Source organism: Haloferax sp. ATCC BAA-644, assembly GCF_000336975.1.
Classification (GTDB): domain Archaea; phylum Halobacteriota; class Halobacteria; order Halobacteriales; family Haloferacaceae; genus Haloferax; species Haloferax volcanii.
Window position 1 is genome coordinate 1 of record NZ_AOLF01000014.1, and the last position, 15,261, is coordinate 15,261.

Here is a 15,261-nt window from a genome sequence, read left to right on the forward strand (position 1 = left end):
AGATGTGTATAAGAGACAGTGATGGACCGCCGCGAGGCCGCCGACCTCGCGGAGACGCTCGACCCCGACCTCGTGCTCCCGATTCACTACGACACGATTCCGCTTCTCGAAACCGACCCGGACGCCTTCGTCGTGGACGTGGCGAACCGCGGCATCCCGGTCGTCCTCGACGACCCCGACCAGGTTTGAGGCGGCGACGGCGGGACGGACAGCCGGGCAGACAAACGGACGACCAGACGGACTGGCGAATGGACCGAACGATTTTGCCGCGCCGGGCCGTCGGTTCGCGTATGGACCTCGACTACGGCATGCTCGGCGGCCGGCGGCCCTACTACCGCTTCGGTGACGCCGACGCCGACCCGCTCGTGGTGCTTCCCGGCCTCTCCGACGCCTTCCAGCGCATCGACCCGAACCGCGGAACTGCGGCGGCGCTCGCCGGCCTGTTCCGCGAATTCGACGACCGCGACGTGTGGGTGGTCGGCCGCCCGCGACACCTCCCGGTCGGGTCGACCACGCGCGATATGGCCGCGGGCTACGCGGGCGTCATCGACGAACAGGACCTCTGGCCGGCCGACGTTATCGGCGTCTCGATGGGCGGCCTCGTCGCCCAGTATCTCGCTGCCGACTACGGCGACTACGTGGACTCGCTGGCGGTCGTCGCCGCCGGGACGCGACTCGGCGGCCACGGCGAGAACGTCGTGACGCGCTGGCGCTCGCTGGCGGGCAAGAGCCGGTGGGCCGAGGTCGTCGCGGACGCGGAGCGGGAGTCCGCGACCGGCCTCGAAGCGACGGTCGCCCCGGCGCTCATCGAGGCGGCCGGCCGGGTCGTCGACTTCCGGCCCGCCGTCCCCGCCGACGCGGTCGTCTCCTGTACGGCCTGTCTCGAACACGACTCCCGAGAAATACTCGGTGACATCGACGCGCCGACGCTCGTCGCCGCCGGGAAGGCAGACCGACTGTTCCCCGAACCGCGGATTCGAGAACTCAAAGACGGCGTCGCGGACGCGACGCTCGCGCTGTTCTCCGGGGCGGGCCACAATCTCGCCACGAGCGAGCCGCGAACGATGAACGGCGTGGTCAGACGCTATTTCGACGGGTTCCGCGGCGACGGGCTGTATCCGTAACACGAACCGCGAGCCGCGACGCCACCGAACCCGAATCCGAATCCGAACCCTCCGCGCGGCAACAGGCTCATACAGCGGGCGACCGTCGAACCGCCATGTGCGACGCCCTCCGGTCGAGCCCGCTTTTCAGTGTTCGTCGGCTCTTCATCTGTCTCGCCGCCACGCTCGTCGTCCTGACGACCGACGCGCTGTTGCTTCACATCAAACCCATCCGAACCACCGCGGAGTTCGCGACCGAGCTGGCGATTCACACCCTCGGCTTCTACGGCGGGTTCACTATCGTGGCGCTGTTCGATCGGTCCGGAGCGGAGCGGCAGAAAAACGGCGACCGGGAGTGAGCGGGGTTAGATGATACCCATCTCGTCGAGGCGCGTCGGCAGGTACTCGTCGGTCACGAAGTCGAGACCGCGGGAGGCGAGCGCCTGCTGTTCGGCCTTCTTGCCGATGTCGAGTTGGAGCTCTATCTGCTCGGTCCAGTAGTCGCCCATGAACCGCGGATCCTCCAGTTCGGACTGGAGCGCGTTGATGTCGGAGTCCGCGAGCGGGTCGGTCGGGAGGTCGTAGTCAACGATGTCCTGCGGCTGGATGCCGACGAACTTCGCGTCGGGTGTGGCGAGGTACTCCGAGAGGTGCGCGGATTTGATAGAGCCGTAGGCGACCGAGCCGAAGATGCGGTAGGACCACGGGTCGCCGTCGGTGAAGACCACGACCGGCAGGTCGAGTTCGTCGTGCAGGCGCTTGGTGATACGCCGGGTGGCGCGCGCCGGCTGGCCGCCGAGGTGGACGACGAGCGCGTTGTAGTCGTCGTCGAAGCCGTTTTCGACGAGTCGGTCGCGCATCCCGCCGGTCTCGACGCACATGACGAAGTCGATGTCGTGTTCGAGGAACTCGATGGTGTCGGGGTTGTTCGGAATCTGGTAGCCGCCCTGTCCCACGTCCAACTGGCAGTGAATCTCGCGGTCGCCGCGGTTCGTCTGCTCGCGGATTTTGAGGGGGCCCATGAGCTTCGCGCCGGACTCCTCCGGGCGCATGTGGAAGTCCTCGCGCTTGACCTCGCTGACGATTTCCAAGTCCTCGATGAGCTTGTTGGACTCGTCCTGATCGGAGAAGTGCGCCTCCTCGTTGTCCCACGACTCGGAGATGTAGTACAGCTCACGCAGGGTTGACGAGCGGTCCTCGTCGAGTTGGCGCGCGAGGAACTCGATGGTGTAGGCGGCCTTCAGGAGCTTTCGCGCCCCCCGAACGCTGTTCGCAGAGCGCTTCGAGGTCCGGTCGCCGTACACCCAGACGTTGGCGTCCTCGTCGTACTCGATGTTGCTTTTCGTCCGCGTCGGGAGCGTCATGTGCGGAATCTCCCCCGCGTCGAACTGGTCGTAGAACTCCGCCGCGAGGTCGATGAGACGCTCGCGGGCGCGTTTCTCGGATGTCTGCTGGTCGGATGCCATTATACGTTCACCGTGAGTTTCTCCGTCTCGACGCCGTCGACGTTGATGTCGAACGACGCGTCCTGTGCGACCGAGTACGTGAGCGTCGCCGTCTCACCGGACGACACCTCGGGGTTCCACTTGACGAACCACTCCCCGTCGAGGTCGACGACCGTCGCCTCGCCGTCGAGACCGCCCGGCTCCGCCGAGACGATGTCCGTGATGTCCGGCGACTCGTTCGTGTTGGAGTGGTTCGTCACCGTGAGCGTCACTTCGCCGTCGTCGACGGTCCGCTCGACGGTCAGGTTGTTCATGATGCGGCCGAGCGCGCCGTCGATGTTGGGCTCGGGGCGGCCGGTGACCTCCGAGAGCTTCGTCGCCATCTGCGGGAGGATGCGGCCGAGCACGTCCTGTTTCTCGCGGCGCTTCTGGAGCGACCGCCGCTTCGACAGGTAGGATTTGAGGTCGCGGGCCGCCTCGCGGATGGCGAGTTCGACCTCGTCTTGAATCGCCGGCACGTCCGCGAGCGCGTCCTTCGACTCGCTCGTGAAGGGGACGTTCGTGGAGGCGACGTGGACCATCAGAACCGCGGGGCCGTTCGGCATGCCGCTGCCGCCCGGCTGGTCGAGGCCGTAGTTCCGCCAGCCGATGTCCTTGACGACGTGGGTGATGGTACACGCGCCCTGCTGGTAGACGAGCGGGACGCGGTTGGCGAAGCGGAGCAGGTCGATTTTCCCCTCGGACTTCAGTTCGCCGCCGTAGGCGATGCCGGCTTCGACGATAAAGGGGTCGCCGCCGTGGACCTCGGCGTCGCGGGTCGCCGCGGCGTAGAAGTCGGCGTCGAACTCCTTTTTCAGGCCGGCTTCGACGAGTTCCGCCGAGATGGGAGACAGACAGTCCGTCGGCGGCGCGAGGATGTCCGTCTGGCGCATCGCGTCGAGCAGGTCGCGGGCCACGTCGCGGTCGTCGGCGACCTCGCGGACCTTCGGCACCTCGTCGGAGACGGTTCGCATCCGCGACCAGACGGCGTCTGCGATGTTCTCCTGTGCCGTCTCGCCGTAGGTCTCGTCCTCGCGTTCTTTGGTTCGCTCGGCGGCCCACGCGACGAACTCCGCCACGTCGTCGCGGGTGGCGCGGTCGGCCGGGCCGGTCGTCTCGGCGAACTGCGTGGCGATGGAGCGCGCCATCGACAGCTTGCCGGCGTCGTCTTTCTGCGTGGTCGTCACGTCGTCGACGATGGCGTACACGTCGCCCTCGCGGTCGTCGGTGAGGGCGGGCCACAGCGCCTCGACGACGTTCTCGCGGACCGTCTCACCGAACGAGGTGTCGGTGTCCTCGCCGACCGTCTCGGCGGCGTTTTCGACGACGGTGACGAGTTCGCCGTGGGCGATGCGGTCCTTGCCGACGACGATATCGACCAGTTCGTCCGCGAACGCCGCGGTCGCCTCCTTGCCCTTGTTGGCGACGGCGTCCTCGACGACGGCGACGAGGTCGTCGGCCTCGGACGCGTCGGGCGTCCGCCACGTCATCTCGCGGCCGAAGTGCCGGTCGCGGAAGGCGTCGTGAACCTTGTCGGAGGTCTTCGCGCCGACGCGGGTGAACTCCTCTTGGAGGAAGCCGGACACGGAGTACGACTCGGTCGCAGAAAGCATCTTCAGGAGCGTCCCGAGTTCGACGCCGTGGGGGTGCGGGCGAATCTCCTTCGTCTGTTTCGGAAGCTGGTCGGTCGCCCGCTCGAACTTCATCGGCTCGTCGAGGCCGGGTTCCCGGAGCTCGATGCGGGCGTGGGGGTTGACGACCGCCGTGTGGAGGATGTAGTCGTGGAGCTGCTGGCGGGCGCGCATGTTGGCTTCCATCTCCAACTCGATGCGCGTGCCGTGGGGGCGGTCCCACGAGGTCGTCTTCTCGGTGCGAATCTCGGGTTCGTTCTGGTCCGTGTTGATGACGAGTTCGAAGTACTCGGCGTCCTCCGAGCCCTGCGTCCGGCTCGTCACCTTGGCGGGCTTGCCGCTCGTCAGCTGCGAGTAGAGGACCGCCGCGGAGATACCGATACCCTGCTGCCCGCGGGACTGTTCGCGCGCGTGGAAGCGAGAGCCGTAGAGGAGCTTCCCGAACACTTTGGGCACCTGCTCTTTCGTGATGCCCGGCCCGTTGTCCTCGATGACGAGGCGGTAGTAGTCGCCCGCCTCGGCGATTTCCACGTAGATGTCGGGCTGGATGCCCGCCTCCTCCGTGGCGTCGAGCGCGTTGTCCACCGCCTCCTTGACGGCGGTGACCAACCCGCGGGCTCCGCTGTCGAAGCCCAACATGTGCTTGTTCTTCTCGAAGAACTCGGCGATGGAGATCTCCCGCTGGCCCTTCGCCAGCTCCTCTGCGATCCCCGGCTCGTCACCGAGTGTCGACTGGAACGAGGTCATTTCCTGATGCGCATCTACCCAGTCCCGCGTTAAGTACTCACCGGCAGCGGAGTGAAAGTGAACTCGGGGCGTTGACGCGCTTCGAGGGGCGTTCGCGCCGGAACGCCGAATCATGATACACAGTGTCACCCACGAAACGCGGGTCGGCCGGTCGGCGTCTCCGATGTCGGAAACCGCTACGCGGGACTCCAGTAAGTAGTACGCGCCCGCGCGTGCGAGCCTTTAAGGGACGGGCTATCCTAGGCCTGTTCAGATGTCTCAGGATAACGAGTACGGGGCCGGACAGATTCAGGTCCTCGAAGGGCTCGAAGCCGTTCGAAAACGTCCGGCGATGTACATCGGGTCCACCGATTCTCGCGGACTCCACCACCTCGTCTACGAAGTCGTCGACAACTCCATCGACGAGGCGCTCGCGGGCCACTGCGACGCCATCGAGGTCGCCCTCCACGAGGACGGCTCTGTCAGCGTTACCGACAACGGCCGCGGGATTCCGGTAGATACGCACGAACAGTACGACCGACCCGCGCTGGAGGTCATCATGACCGTCCTCCACGCCGGCGGGAAGTTCGACAACAAGTCCTACCAGGTCTCCGGCGGCCTCCACGGCGTCGGCGTCTCCGTCGTCAACGCGCTGTCGAGCGAACTCGAAGTCGAGGTCAAACGCGACGGCGCGGTGTGGACACACCGCTTCGAACTCGGCGAGCCGCAGGTCGAGGAGTTCGAGCGCGTGCGCGACCTCGAACCCGGCGAAGACACCGGGACGACCATCCGCTTTTGGCCGGACGACGGTATCTTCGAGACGACCGAGTTCGACTTCAAAACGCTCGAAAACCGCCTGCGAGAGCTCGCGTTCCTCAACTCCGGGGTCGAGATTTCGCTCACCGACGAGCGGACCGACGAGTCCAGCACGTTCCGCTTCGAGGGCGGCATCCGCGAGTTCGTCGAGTACCTCAACGAGACCAAGACGGCGCTCCACGACAACGTCATCTACTACGACGACGAGTCGGAGGGCATCGAGGTCGAAATCGCTATGCAAGCGACCGACGAGCTCCAGGGGTCGATTCACGCCTTCGCCAACAACATCAACACCCGCGAGGGCGGCACGCATCTGACCGGGTTCAAGACGGCGCTCACCCGCGTCGTCAACGACTACGCGAACACCCACGACATGCTTGACGACCTCGACGGCGACAACCTCCGCGGCGAGGACGTCCGCGAGGGGCTCACCGCCGTCATCTCCGTCAAGCACCCCGACCCGCAGTTCGAGGGCCAGACGAAGACGAAGCTCGGTAACTCCGAGGTCCGCGGCATCGTCGAGAGCGTCACCCACCAGCAACTCGGGACGTTCTTCGAGGAGAACCCGGACACCGCGACGGCCATCATCTCGAAGGCCGTCGAGGCCGCCCGCGCCCGCAAGGCCGCGAAGCAGGCCGAAGAACTCACCCGCCGCAAATCCGCGCTCGAATCCACCTCGTTGCCGGGGAAGCTCGCGGACTGTCAGAGCCGCGACCCCTCGGAGTCAGAACTGTTCATCGTGGAGGGCGACTCCGCGGGCGGCTCGGCCAAGCAGGGCCGCGACCGCAAGTTCCAGGCGATTTTACCCCTCAAGGGGAAGATTCTGAACGTCGAGAAACACCGTCTCGACCGCATCCTCGAAAACGACGAGATACGGGCGCTCATCACCGCCATCGGCGGTGGCGTCGGCGACGAGTTCGACATCGAGAAGGCGCGCTACCAGCGGCTCATCCTGATGACCGACGCCGATGTCGACGGCGCGCACATCCGGACGCTGCTGCTCACGCTTCTGTACCGGCATATGCGCCCGCTCATCGAGGCCGGCTACGTGTACGCGGCCCAACCGCCGCTGTACCGCGTCCGCTACCGCGGCAACACCTACGACGCGATGGACGAGGCCGAGCGGGACCGCATCATCGAGGAGGAATGCAACGGCAACCCCACGCAGGTCCAGCGGTTCAAGGGGCTCGGTGAGATGAACCCCGACCAGCTGTGGGACACGACGATGAACCCCGAGAACCGCGTCCTCAAGCGCATCACCGTCGAGGACGCCGCCGCCGCCGACCGGATGTTCAACATCCTGATGGGTGACGCCGTCGGGCCGCGAAAGCAGTTCATCAAGGACCACGCGAACGACGCCGAATGGGTAGACATCTAATATGAGTTCTGACGCACCAGATTCTTTCGAACCGGGCGCGGGTATCGCGGCCGAGGTCAAGAACGCGCGCATCGAAGACGAGATGGAGCAGTCGTACATCGACTACGCGATGTCGGTCATCGCGGGGCGGGCCCTGCCCGACGTACGCGACGGCCTGAAGCCGGTCCACCGGCGCATCCTGTATGCGATGCATCAGGCCGGCGTGACCTCCAACTCGTCGCACCGCAAGTCCTCGTCCATCGTGGGCGAGACGATGGGTGACTACCACCCCCACGGCGACTCCGCCATCTACGACACCCTCGCGCGCATGGCGCAGGACTTCTCCATGCGCTACCCGCTCGTCGACGGCCAGGGTAACTTCGGCTCCGTCGACGGCGACCCGCCGGCCGCGATGCGCTACACGGAGGCGCGGATGTCCTCCATCGCCGAGGAACTCCTTGACGATATCGACAAGGACACCGTCGACTTCCAGTCGAACTACGACGACCGCAAGCAGGAGCCGACGGTGCTGCCGTCGTCGTTCCCGAACCTGCTTATCAACGGGTCGTCCGGCATCGCGGTCGGGATGTCCACGAACATCCCGCCGCACAACCTCGGTGAGGTCGTGGACGCTACCGTCGAACTCATCGAGAACCCCGACGCGACCGTCGCGGACCTGATGGAACACATCAAGGGACCGGACTTCCCGACCGGCGCGAACATCGTCGGCCGCAACGCGGTCCACAAGGCGTACAAGACGGGTCGCGGTCGCGTCCGCGTCCGCGCCGACTACGACGTGTTCGAAGAGGAGGGCCGCATCGTCATCAACGAACTCCCGTATCAGGAGAACAAGGCCCGCCTCATCGAGCGCATCGCCGACGACGTGAACGAGGGCAAAATCGAGGGCATCCGCGACATCCGCGACGAGTCCGACCGCGACGGCATCCGCGTCGTCATCGAACTCAAGCGCGGCGCGATGGCCGAGGTCGTCAAGAACCAGCTGCTCGACAACCACCTCGAATCCACGTTCGGCGTCATCAACCTCGCGCTCGTCGACGGCCAGCCGCAGGTGCTGACGCTCAAGGAGACGCTCGAACACTACCTCGACCACCGCCGCGACGTGGTCCGCCGGCGCTCCGAGTACGAACTCGCCGAGGCCGAAGACCGCGCGCACATCCTCGACGGCCGCCTGAAGGCCCTCGACAACATCGACGACGTGGTCGAGACCATCCGCAACTCCGAGAGCCGCGACGACGCGAAGGCCGCGCTCCGCGGCGAGGTCGAAATCGAAGTCGACGGCGAACCGCTGCCGGCGTTCGACTTCTCCGAAGACCAAGCGAACCACATCGTCTCGATGCAGCTCGGCTCGCTCACCTCGATGGAGGCGGCCGAAATCGAAGCCGAGTACGAGGACGTGCAGGCGACCATCGAGCGCCTCGAAACCATCCTCGGCGACCGGTCGGAACTCGACGCCGTCATCGAGTCCGAACTGCTCGACATCAAAGACGAGTACGCCGACGACCGGCGGACCTCCTTCGTCGCCAACACCGGCGAAGTCACCCGCGCCGACCTCATCCCCGAGGAGGACGTGGTCGTCGTCGTCAGCGAGGACGACTACATCAAGCGGATGCCGGTCTCCCGGTTCCGCGCCCAGCACCGCGGCGGCAAGGGCATCATCGGGACGGACCTCAAGGAAGGCGACAACGTCTCGTCGGTGTTCGTCACGAACACCCACGACGACCTGCTCTGTTTCACCAACCACGGGCAGGTCTACCAGCTCAAGGCCTACCAGGTGCCCGAGATGTCGCGGACCGCCCGCGGGAAGTCGGCGGTCAATCTGCTCGACTTCGACGACGGCGAGGAGATTACGGCCGTCGTCAACTGCGACGACCTCGAAGATATCGAGGGCTACCTGACGATGGTGACCCGGAACGGCTACATCAAGCGGACCGGCACCGACCGGTTCCAGAACATCCTCTCGACGGGCATCATCGCCACCAAACTCGACGAGGGCGACGAACTCGTCGACGTGGAGGTCACCGACGGCGAAAGCGACCTCGTCATCGGCACCGAACGGGGGATGTCCATCCGCTTCCACGAGGACGAAGTGCGCGCGATGGGTCGCTCGGCCCGCGGCGTCCGCGGCATCAACCTCGAAGGTGACGACGTAGTCGCCGGCGTGGCCGCCATCGACGAGGACCACCACAGCTGGATTCTCACCGTCACCGAGAACGGCTACGGGAAGCGCACGGACCTCGACGCCTACCGCACGCAGTCCCGAAACGGCAAGGGGCTCATCGACATCAAGGCAAACGAGCGGAACGGCCCGGTCTGCGCCATCAACACCGTCGGCGAGGGCGACCATCTCGTCGTCATGTCCGACGAGGGCCAGATTCTCCGGACGCCCGTCGAGGACATCTCGACGGTCGGCCGCAACACGATGGGCGTCATCGTGATGGACCTCGACGACGGCGACGACGTGGCCTCCGTCGACGTGATTCCGGCCGCGATGACGACCGAAGACGAGGAACTGGACGACGTGGAAGGGGACGCGGAACCCGACGCGGGCGACGAGTAAGTCGGCTCTCCGACGACAGATTTCTTTGCTGAACCACCGGAGAGCCGCGGCTTCGATTCGACCGTCGCTCCCCGAAGACATTTACTTCCGCCGAGGGGTCGTCCCGGTATGAGAGTGCGACCGCGGTCGAGAATTGTCGGCGTCTCGGCGCTCGCGTTCGTCGTCGTTCTCGGCGGCCTGACCGCGCTTCGGGCGTGGAACCTCGCCCCACCGACGCCCGTGCAGTCGCTCGTCGTCGACGCGGGCGCGGTGCTGGTCGTCGCCGGCGTCGCGACTCACGTCGCCCGCGGGGGACGCGTCGGTGAACGGACCGGCGAAGGTATCGTGCTCGCCTTCGGCCCGTGTTTCGCGTTCGCGGTCAACCTGTTCGTTCCGGTGTCGACGACGGAGTCGCCGCTGTGGGCCGCGTATCCGCTCGTCGTCGGCGCGGTGCTCGCACTCGTGCTCGGTGGTCTCGGAACGGTCGTCGGGTACGTCGTCCGAGTCGTGACGACGAGAAAAACCGGCGAGAGCGCGTCGTAGTCGGCTATTTCTCCACGTCCGAGGGTTCTCTGGTCAGGTCGTAGGTGTAGTGTCGCGGCTTGCGGTCCCGGAGCCAGTCGCGGAGCGGTTCGACCCGCGGGCGGTAGGTGAGCGTCGACCCGAGCGCGGTCAGCGGGAGGAACTTCGCCGCCTCGATTTCGTCGTCGGGGTCGCTCGGCGACGGGGTCGGGTCGTCGGCGACGGGCGTCGCGTGATAGAACCGCTGGAGATAGATGCGGTGGTCCGGGGCGCGAATCTCGCTCGTGAAGGCCAGCGACTGGATTTCGACTTCGACGCCGGTCTCCTCTGCGGCCTCGCGGGCGGCGGTCTCGAAGAAGAACTCGCCGGGTTCGGAGCCGCCTTTCGGCAGTCCCCAGCGGTCCTTCTCGTAGACCGCGAGCACCGAGTTCTCCCGGAGGACGACGACGCCGGCGGCGAGGTCGTGCGGCGCGGGGGCCTCTCTCGGCGTCGACATCAGAGGATGCGCTTGCCGAAGGCGCTTGCGGCGAGTTCGGTCGCGAGCGTCGCGGTCTCGTTGTGCTCGTCGAGGATGGGGTTGACCTCCACGAGTTCGAACGAGCGCATGGCTTCCGAGCGGGCGACGAGTTCCATCGCCGCGTGGGCCTCGCGGTAAGTCACGCCGCCGCGGACGGGCGTCCCGACGCCGGGGGCCTCGCGGGGGTCGAGCCAGTCGAGGTCGAGGCTGATGTGGACGCCGTCGGTGCCGTCGGTCGCCACGTCGAGGGCGTCGTTCGTCACCGCGGTGACGCCCCGCTCGTCGATATCCGACATCGTGTACACCGTCACGTCGCTGTCGCGAATCGCCTCGGCCTCCGCGTCGTCGACGGAGCGCAGGCCGACGATAGCGACGTTTTCCCCTTTGAGGCCGGCGGCGTTCGCCCACTCGACGCCCGCGAAGTCACCGATGCCGAGCGCGGCGGCCAGCGGCATGCCGTGGACGTTGCCGGACGGCGAGGTGCTCGGCGTGTTGAAGTCGCCGTGAGCGTCGAACCAGATGACGCCGATGTCGGCGTCGCGGGCGCTGCCGACCAGCGAGCCGATGGCGATGGAGTGGTCGCCGCCGAGGGCGAGCGGAGTCGCCCCCTCGGCGAGCGCGGTCGAGACGGCGTCGGCGAGGCTCCGCGTCACCTCTTCGACTTCCTTGACGTGCTTCGCGTTCGTCGCTCCGGCGTCGGCGTCCCGCGTCGCGTGGTGCGGGACCGCGAGGTCGCCGGCGTCAGTCGGCGAGACACCCGCGGACTCCAGTTCCCCCGCGAGTCCGGCGTATCGAATCGCGGAGGGTCCCATGTCCACCCCGCGTCGATTGGCACCGTAGTCCGTCGGTGCACCCAGAATTCTGACGTTCCGTTCCATAGATGACCCACTCGTTCGGGCCGTTTAGTGGCATCGGAAAAACACCCTTATTGATAATGCCATCCGTCGCCTCCGGGGAGGCCGTCGTCCGGCGGAACGCAAGGGCTACTCGTCGAGATACGGTTCGCAGACGCGCCGGACGCCCTCCTCGAAGGTGATTTTGGGTTCCCAGCCGGTCGCCTCGCGAATCTTCGTGCAGTCGGCTTTCGTGTCGTGGACGTACACGTCGAGGGGGTTTTCGACGTATTCGGGTTCGACATCGGTGCCGAGCGCCTCGTTTATCATGTCGACCATCTCGTTGAACGAGTAGCTCTCGCCGGTCCCGAGGTTGTAGATGCCCTGCAGCCGGTGGTCGGCGGCGAATTCGATGCCGCGAACGATATCGTCGACGTGCGTGAAATCGCGGGTCTGCGACCCGTCACCGAACAGCTCCGGCGACTCGCCGTTCGCGATTTTGTCGGTGAACTGCGCGACCGTGTTGGCGAACTCGCCTTTGTNGTCTGCGACCCGTCACCGAACAGCTCCGGCGACTCGCCGTTCGCGATTTTGTCGGTGAACTGCGCGACCGTGTTGGCGAACTCGCCTTTGTGTTCCTCCGCGCCGCCGAAACCCTGATACACCGAGAAAAACCGGAGCCCGGCCGTCCGCATATCGTAGTGGTGGTGGAAGTACTCCGCGTAGCGTTCCCGGGCGAGTTTCGACGCTTCGTAGCCCGTGCGCGCCTCGACCGGCATCTCTTCCGGCGAGGGCTCGGTCCGCGAGCCGTAAATCGAGGAGGTCGAGGCGTAGACGACGGTGTCACAGCCGTCGTTTCGCGCCTGCTCGACCGTGTTCACGAAGCCTTCGACGTTGACGCGCGCGCCCTCCGTCGGGTTCTCCTCGTGCATCTTGTACGACGACAGCGCCGCCAGATGGAACACCACGTCCACGTCGTCGGTCGGGAGGTCGTCGTCGAGCACGCTCGCGTCGTGGAACTCCACGGCGTCGTCGAGGTTCTCGGGCGTGCCGAGGTAGCGGTCGTCGACGGCGACGACCTCGTTTTCGTCGGCGAGATGGTTCGCGAGATTCGAACCGATGAAGCCGGCACCGCCGGTCACGAGGACTCGTTTCCCGTTCATGTGCTACCGGAGTCTCGTGAGCCGTATAGTGCTATCGACAGCATCGAGGCCGAATCGAGGTTCGGAATGAACATTCATGAGTGTGATACGGTTACAAAGTAGACGAACGGCAGATTCGAGGCGTCATCCATCGGATTTAAGGACGTATGTAGCGAACCATTCTCCATGTCATCAATCGAGCTCACGTCGAGTCAGAAAACTATCTTGACTGCACTCATCAACCTCTATCGGGACTCCGAAGACGCCGTAAAAGGTGAGGATATCGCGACCGAAGTCAACCGAAACCCCGGCACCATCCGAAACCAGATGCAGAGCCTGAAGGCGCTCCAGTTGGTCGAGGGCGTCCCCGGTCCGAAGGGCGGTTACAAGCCGACCGCGAACGCTTACGAGGCGCTCGACGTAGACAAGATGGACGAGCCCGCGTTCGTCCCCCTGTTCCACAACGACGAGGAAGTCGAGGGCGTCAACGTCGACGAAATCGACCTCTCCAGCGTCCACCACCCCGAGCTGTGCCGCGCCGAGATTCACGTGCAGGGTTCCGTCCGCGAGTTCCACGAGGGAGACAAGATTCGCGTCGGTCCGACGCCACTCTCGAAGCTCGTCATCGACGGCACGCTCGACGGCAAGGACGACACGAGCAACATCCTCATCCTCCGCATCGACGACATGCAGGCACCCGTCGGCGAACCCCAGCACTAACCACGCTTTACTTTCCGTCTTTTTCCGGGCACTCTCCGCGCACTCCGACCGGCAGGTCCGGCGTTCGGACGGCGCCCGACCCGAACGGTGGAGTCGGACCGCAAACACGTCAGACGTTAATGTAGAACGACACACAGTTTTATCTGAATCGGGGACCCAGTACCCCCCATGGCGTACAATCAGCAGAGCGCGTTCGGCGTCCCATCAACGTGGGAGGAACTGAACGCCGACGTGATAGCGTGTCTCTTCACCGTGACCCTGCTTATCGGGGCGGTGTCGCTCGCGTCGATGGCCGGCGGGGACCCCGAAACGATGGTCGCGGTCGCAGTGACCGGTATCGCGGTCGTTCTCCTTGGAACGGCTCTGATTCGGCTCTCCGAGTATCTCCGAACGACAGAGTCGCTCACCCACTGAGGACCGAAGCGTCGAGAGACCACCGCGGCGCGGCAACACGTATTTTCTCACACGAATCAAAACGAGGAGTCGCTGTTGCGCCCCGTACTCCGCGAGCGCCATCGGCACTCGGGGAGTGCGGCGTCGGAGAAATCGAAACCGAGTCGACGAGCGTCGGGCGGCGGGCGTCGCGTCACCCGGCGGTCGGGCGCGTGTTCCGAGTTAGAGGTCGTTCCAGGCGGAGAGCGCGCGCTTCGGCGACGTGACGTCTGCAATCCAGTTCGCGGCGATGCCCTTCTTCAGCGTCCGCGCGAGCGGGCCGCCGAAGACGTTGACGGGGAACTCTCCGAAGACAGGGAACTTCACGCCGTGGGCGACGGCGTCGTGGCCGATGGAGATGACCGTCCCCTTGTCGGTGAACGTCCAGCGCTTGAGCGGCTTGCCGGCGATGGCGCGGGCGATGTTCTCGCCGGCCACGTCAGCGGCGTCCCAGGCGGCCTGCGCCGTCGGCGGCGCGACGTTGTCGGGCCCCTGCTCGACGAGGGCACAGTCACCGACCGCGAAGACGCGGTCGTCGCTGGTCTGGAAGTCCTCCTCAGCGAAGAAGCGATGGGAGCGCTCGTCCTGTTCGAGCTCCACGTCGGACGCCTCGGGCTGGCCGGTGATGCCGCCGGTCCAGACGAGCACGTCGTAGTCGAGTTCCTCGGGCGCTTCGTCCTCGCCGCCGCCGATGAAGACGGTCTCCTCGTCGACCTTCGAGATGAAGTCGCCGGTGAGGATGTCGATGTCGAGGTCTTCGACGCGACGCCGGAGCGCGCCCTGCAGTTCGGGGTCGTTGCCGGGGAAGATTTCGTCCATCCCCTCGACGAGCTTGATGTCGATGGGCGCGCGGTTCGTGTCGCGGTACTCCGCGACCTCGGCGGCCGTCTGGATGCCGGAGAGACCCGCACCGCCGATGACGACCTGCGCGGGGTCGTCGCGGGAGGCGTCGGCGGCCGCCTCCTTGATGTCCTGGTGAATCTCGCGGGCGTCGTCGAGACCTTTGAGCTGGTGGGCGAACTCTTCGAGGCCCTCGATGCCGAAGAAGGCGGTCGAAGAGCCGATGGCGACGAGCAGATAGTCGTAGTCGACGGTGTCGCCGCCTTCGAGTTCGACTGCGCGCTCGTCGACGTCCACGTCGGTCGCGCGACCCTTGACGAACTCCGTCGAGTCGTCTTTGATGTCGTCGACCGGGATGGTGATGCTGGACTCGACGCTCGGGTCGCGGATACAGCGGTGGACCTCGTGGAGGACGAGGTGGTAGTCGTGTTCGGCGACCCACATGAGTTGCGCGTCCGGACCGAGTTCTTCTTCGAGGGTTGTGACCGCGCCGGCCCCGGCGTACCCCGAGCCGAGAACGACGACCTGCGTGCTCATGTCGTCGGATGCGCAGTCATCCGATAAAGGGGCTTTGAAACCGT

The 15,261-nt window shown here is 65.8% G+C and carries 12 protein-coding genes and 2 pseudogenes; 8 read left to right on the top strand and 6 right to left on the bottom strand.

Going from position 1 to position 15,261, the window contains the following annotated elements; all coding sequences use genetic code 11:
* Positions 1-18: 18 nt before the first annotated feature.
* The 3 genes and pseudogenes from C458_RS18060 to C458_RS06975 all read left to right on the top strand — a co-directional run.
* Positions 19-189 (top strand): annotated as a pseudogene (locus C458_RS18060) (MBL fold metallo-hydrolase); the annotation flags it as partial.
* 101 nt (positions 190-290) lie between these two features.
* Positions 291-1,124, top strand: a complete 834-nt coding sequence (locus tag C458_RS06970) for an alpha/beta fold hydrolase (protein ID WP_008578194.1) — start codon at positions 291-293, stop codon at positions 1,122-1,124.
* Between the two features lie 95 nt (positions 1,125-1,219).
* Positions 1,220-1,462, top strand: a complete 243-nt coding sequence (locus C458_RS06975; protein ID WP_008574356.1) for a hypothetical protein — start codon at positions 1,220-1,222, stop codon at positions 1,460-1,462.
* A gap of 6 nt (positions 1,463-1,468) precedes the next feature.
* Here C458_RS06975 and C458_RS06980 read toward each other — a convergent pair whose 3' ends face one another.
* Positions 1,469-2,569 carry a DNA topoisomerase IV subunit A gene (locus tag C458_RS06980; RefSeq protein WP_008574357.1) on the bottom strand — a complete coding sequence of 367 codons (1,101 nt, stop codon included), beginning with the start codon at positions 2,567-2,569 and terminating at the stop codon, positions 1,469-1,471.
* Entirely contained in the window at positions 2,569-4,965 is a 2,397-nt protein-coding gene (locus C458_RS06985) for a DNA topoisomerase VI subunit B (RefSeq protein ID WP_008574359.1), read from the bottom strand. Before C458_RS06985 ends, C458_RS06980 begins: the two co-directional genes overlap by 1 nt.
* A gap of 253 nt (positions 4,966-5,218) precedes the next feature.
* Here C458_RS06985 and gyrB point away from each other — a divergent pair, with 253 nt between their 5' ends.
* The 3 genes from gyrB (at position 5,219) to C458_RS07000 (ending at position 10,217) form a co-directional block, all read left to right on the top strand.
* A complete protein-coding gene (gene gyrB / locus C458_RS06990; protein ID WP_008574361.1) occupies positions 5,219-7,138 on the top strand; it encodes a DNA topoisomerase (ATP-hydrolyzing) subunit B in 1,920 nt (639 codons plus the stop codon).
* A gap of 1 nt (position 7,139) precedes the next feature.
* Positions 7,140-9,695 carry a DNA gyrase subunit A gene (gene gyrA / locus C458_RS06995; protein ID WP_008574363.1) on the top strand — a complete coding sequence of 852 codons (2,556 nt, stop codon included), beginning with the start codon at positions 7,140-7,142 and terminating at the stop codon, positions 9,693-9,695.
* Between the two features lie 108 nt (positions 9,696-9,803).
* Positions 9,804-10,217, top strand: a complete 414-nt coding sequence (locus C458_RS07000) for a hypothetical protein (RefSeq protein ID WP_008574364.1) — start codon at positions 9,804-9,806, stop codon at positions 10,215-10,217.
* A 4-nt stretch (positions 10,218-10,221) separates the two neighbouring features.
* On the opposite strand, the gene C458_RS07005 is transcribed toward C458_RS07000, so the two are convergent.
* From C458_RS07005 to C458_RS07015, 3 genes and pseudogenes are all read right to left on the bottom strand, one after another.
* On the bottom strand, positions 10,222-10,692 hold the full coding sequence (locus C458_RS07005; protein WP_004041454.1) for an NUDIX domain-containing protein: 471 nt from the start codon (positions 10,690-10,692) through the stop codon (positions 10,222-10,224).
* Positions 10,692-11,591, bottom strand: coding sequence for an arginase (gene rocF, locus C458_RS07010; RefSeq protein ID WP_049896957.1), 900 nt, complete (start codon positions 11,589-11,591; stop codon positions 10,692-10,694). Before rocF ends, C458_RS07005 begins: the two co-directional genes overlap by 1 nt.
* 105 nt (positions 11,592-11,696) lie before the next feature.
* A pseudogene (locus tag C458_RS07015) lies at positions 11,697-12,709 on the bottom strand (NAD-dependent epimerase/dehydratase family protein).
* A 165-nt stretch (positions 12,710-12,874) separates the two neighbouring features.
* On the opposite strand from C458_RS07015, the gene C458_RS07020 reads away from it, so the two are divergent.
* A complete protein-coding gene (locus C458_RS07020; RefSeq protein WP_004063234.1) occupies positions 12,875-13,408 on the top strand; it encodes an Rrf2 family transcriptional regulator in 534 nt (177 codons plus the stop codon).
* A gap of 168 nt (positions 13,409-13,576) precedes the next feature.
* Positions 13,577-13,822, top strand: a complete 246-nt coding sequence (locus C458_RS07025) for a hypothetical protein (protein WP_008574368.1) — start codon at positions 13,577-13,579, stop codon at positions 13,820-13,822.
* A 201-nt stretch (positions 13,823-14,023) separates the two neighbouring features.
* Here the strand turns inward: C458_RS07025 and C458_RS07030 are convergent, their stop codons facing one another.
* Positions 14,024-15,217 carry an NAD(P)/FAD-dependent oxidoreductase gene (locus tag C458_RS07030; protein WP_008574371.1) on the bottom strand — a complete coding sequence of 398 codons (1,194 nt, stop codon included), beginning with the start codon at positions 15,215-15,217 and terminating at the stop codon, positions 14,024-14,026.
* Between the last annotated feature and the right edge of the window lie 44 nt (positions 15,218-15,261).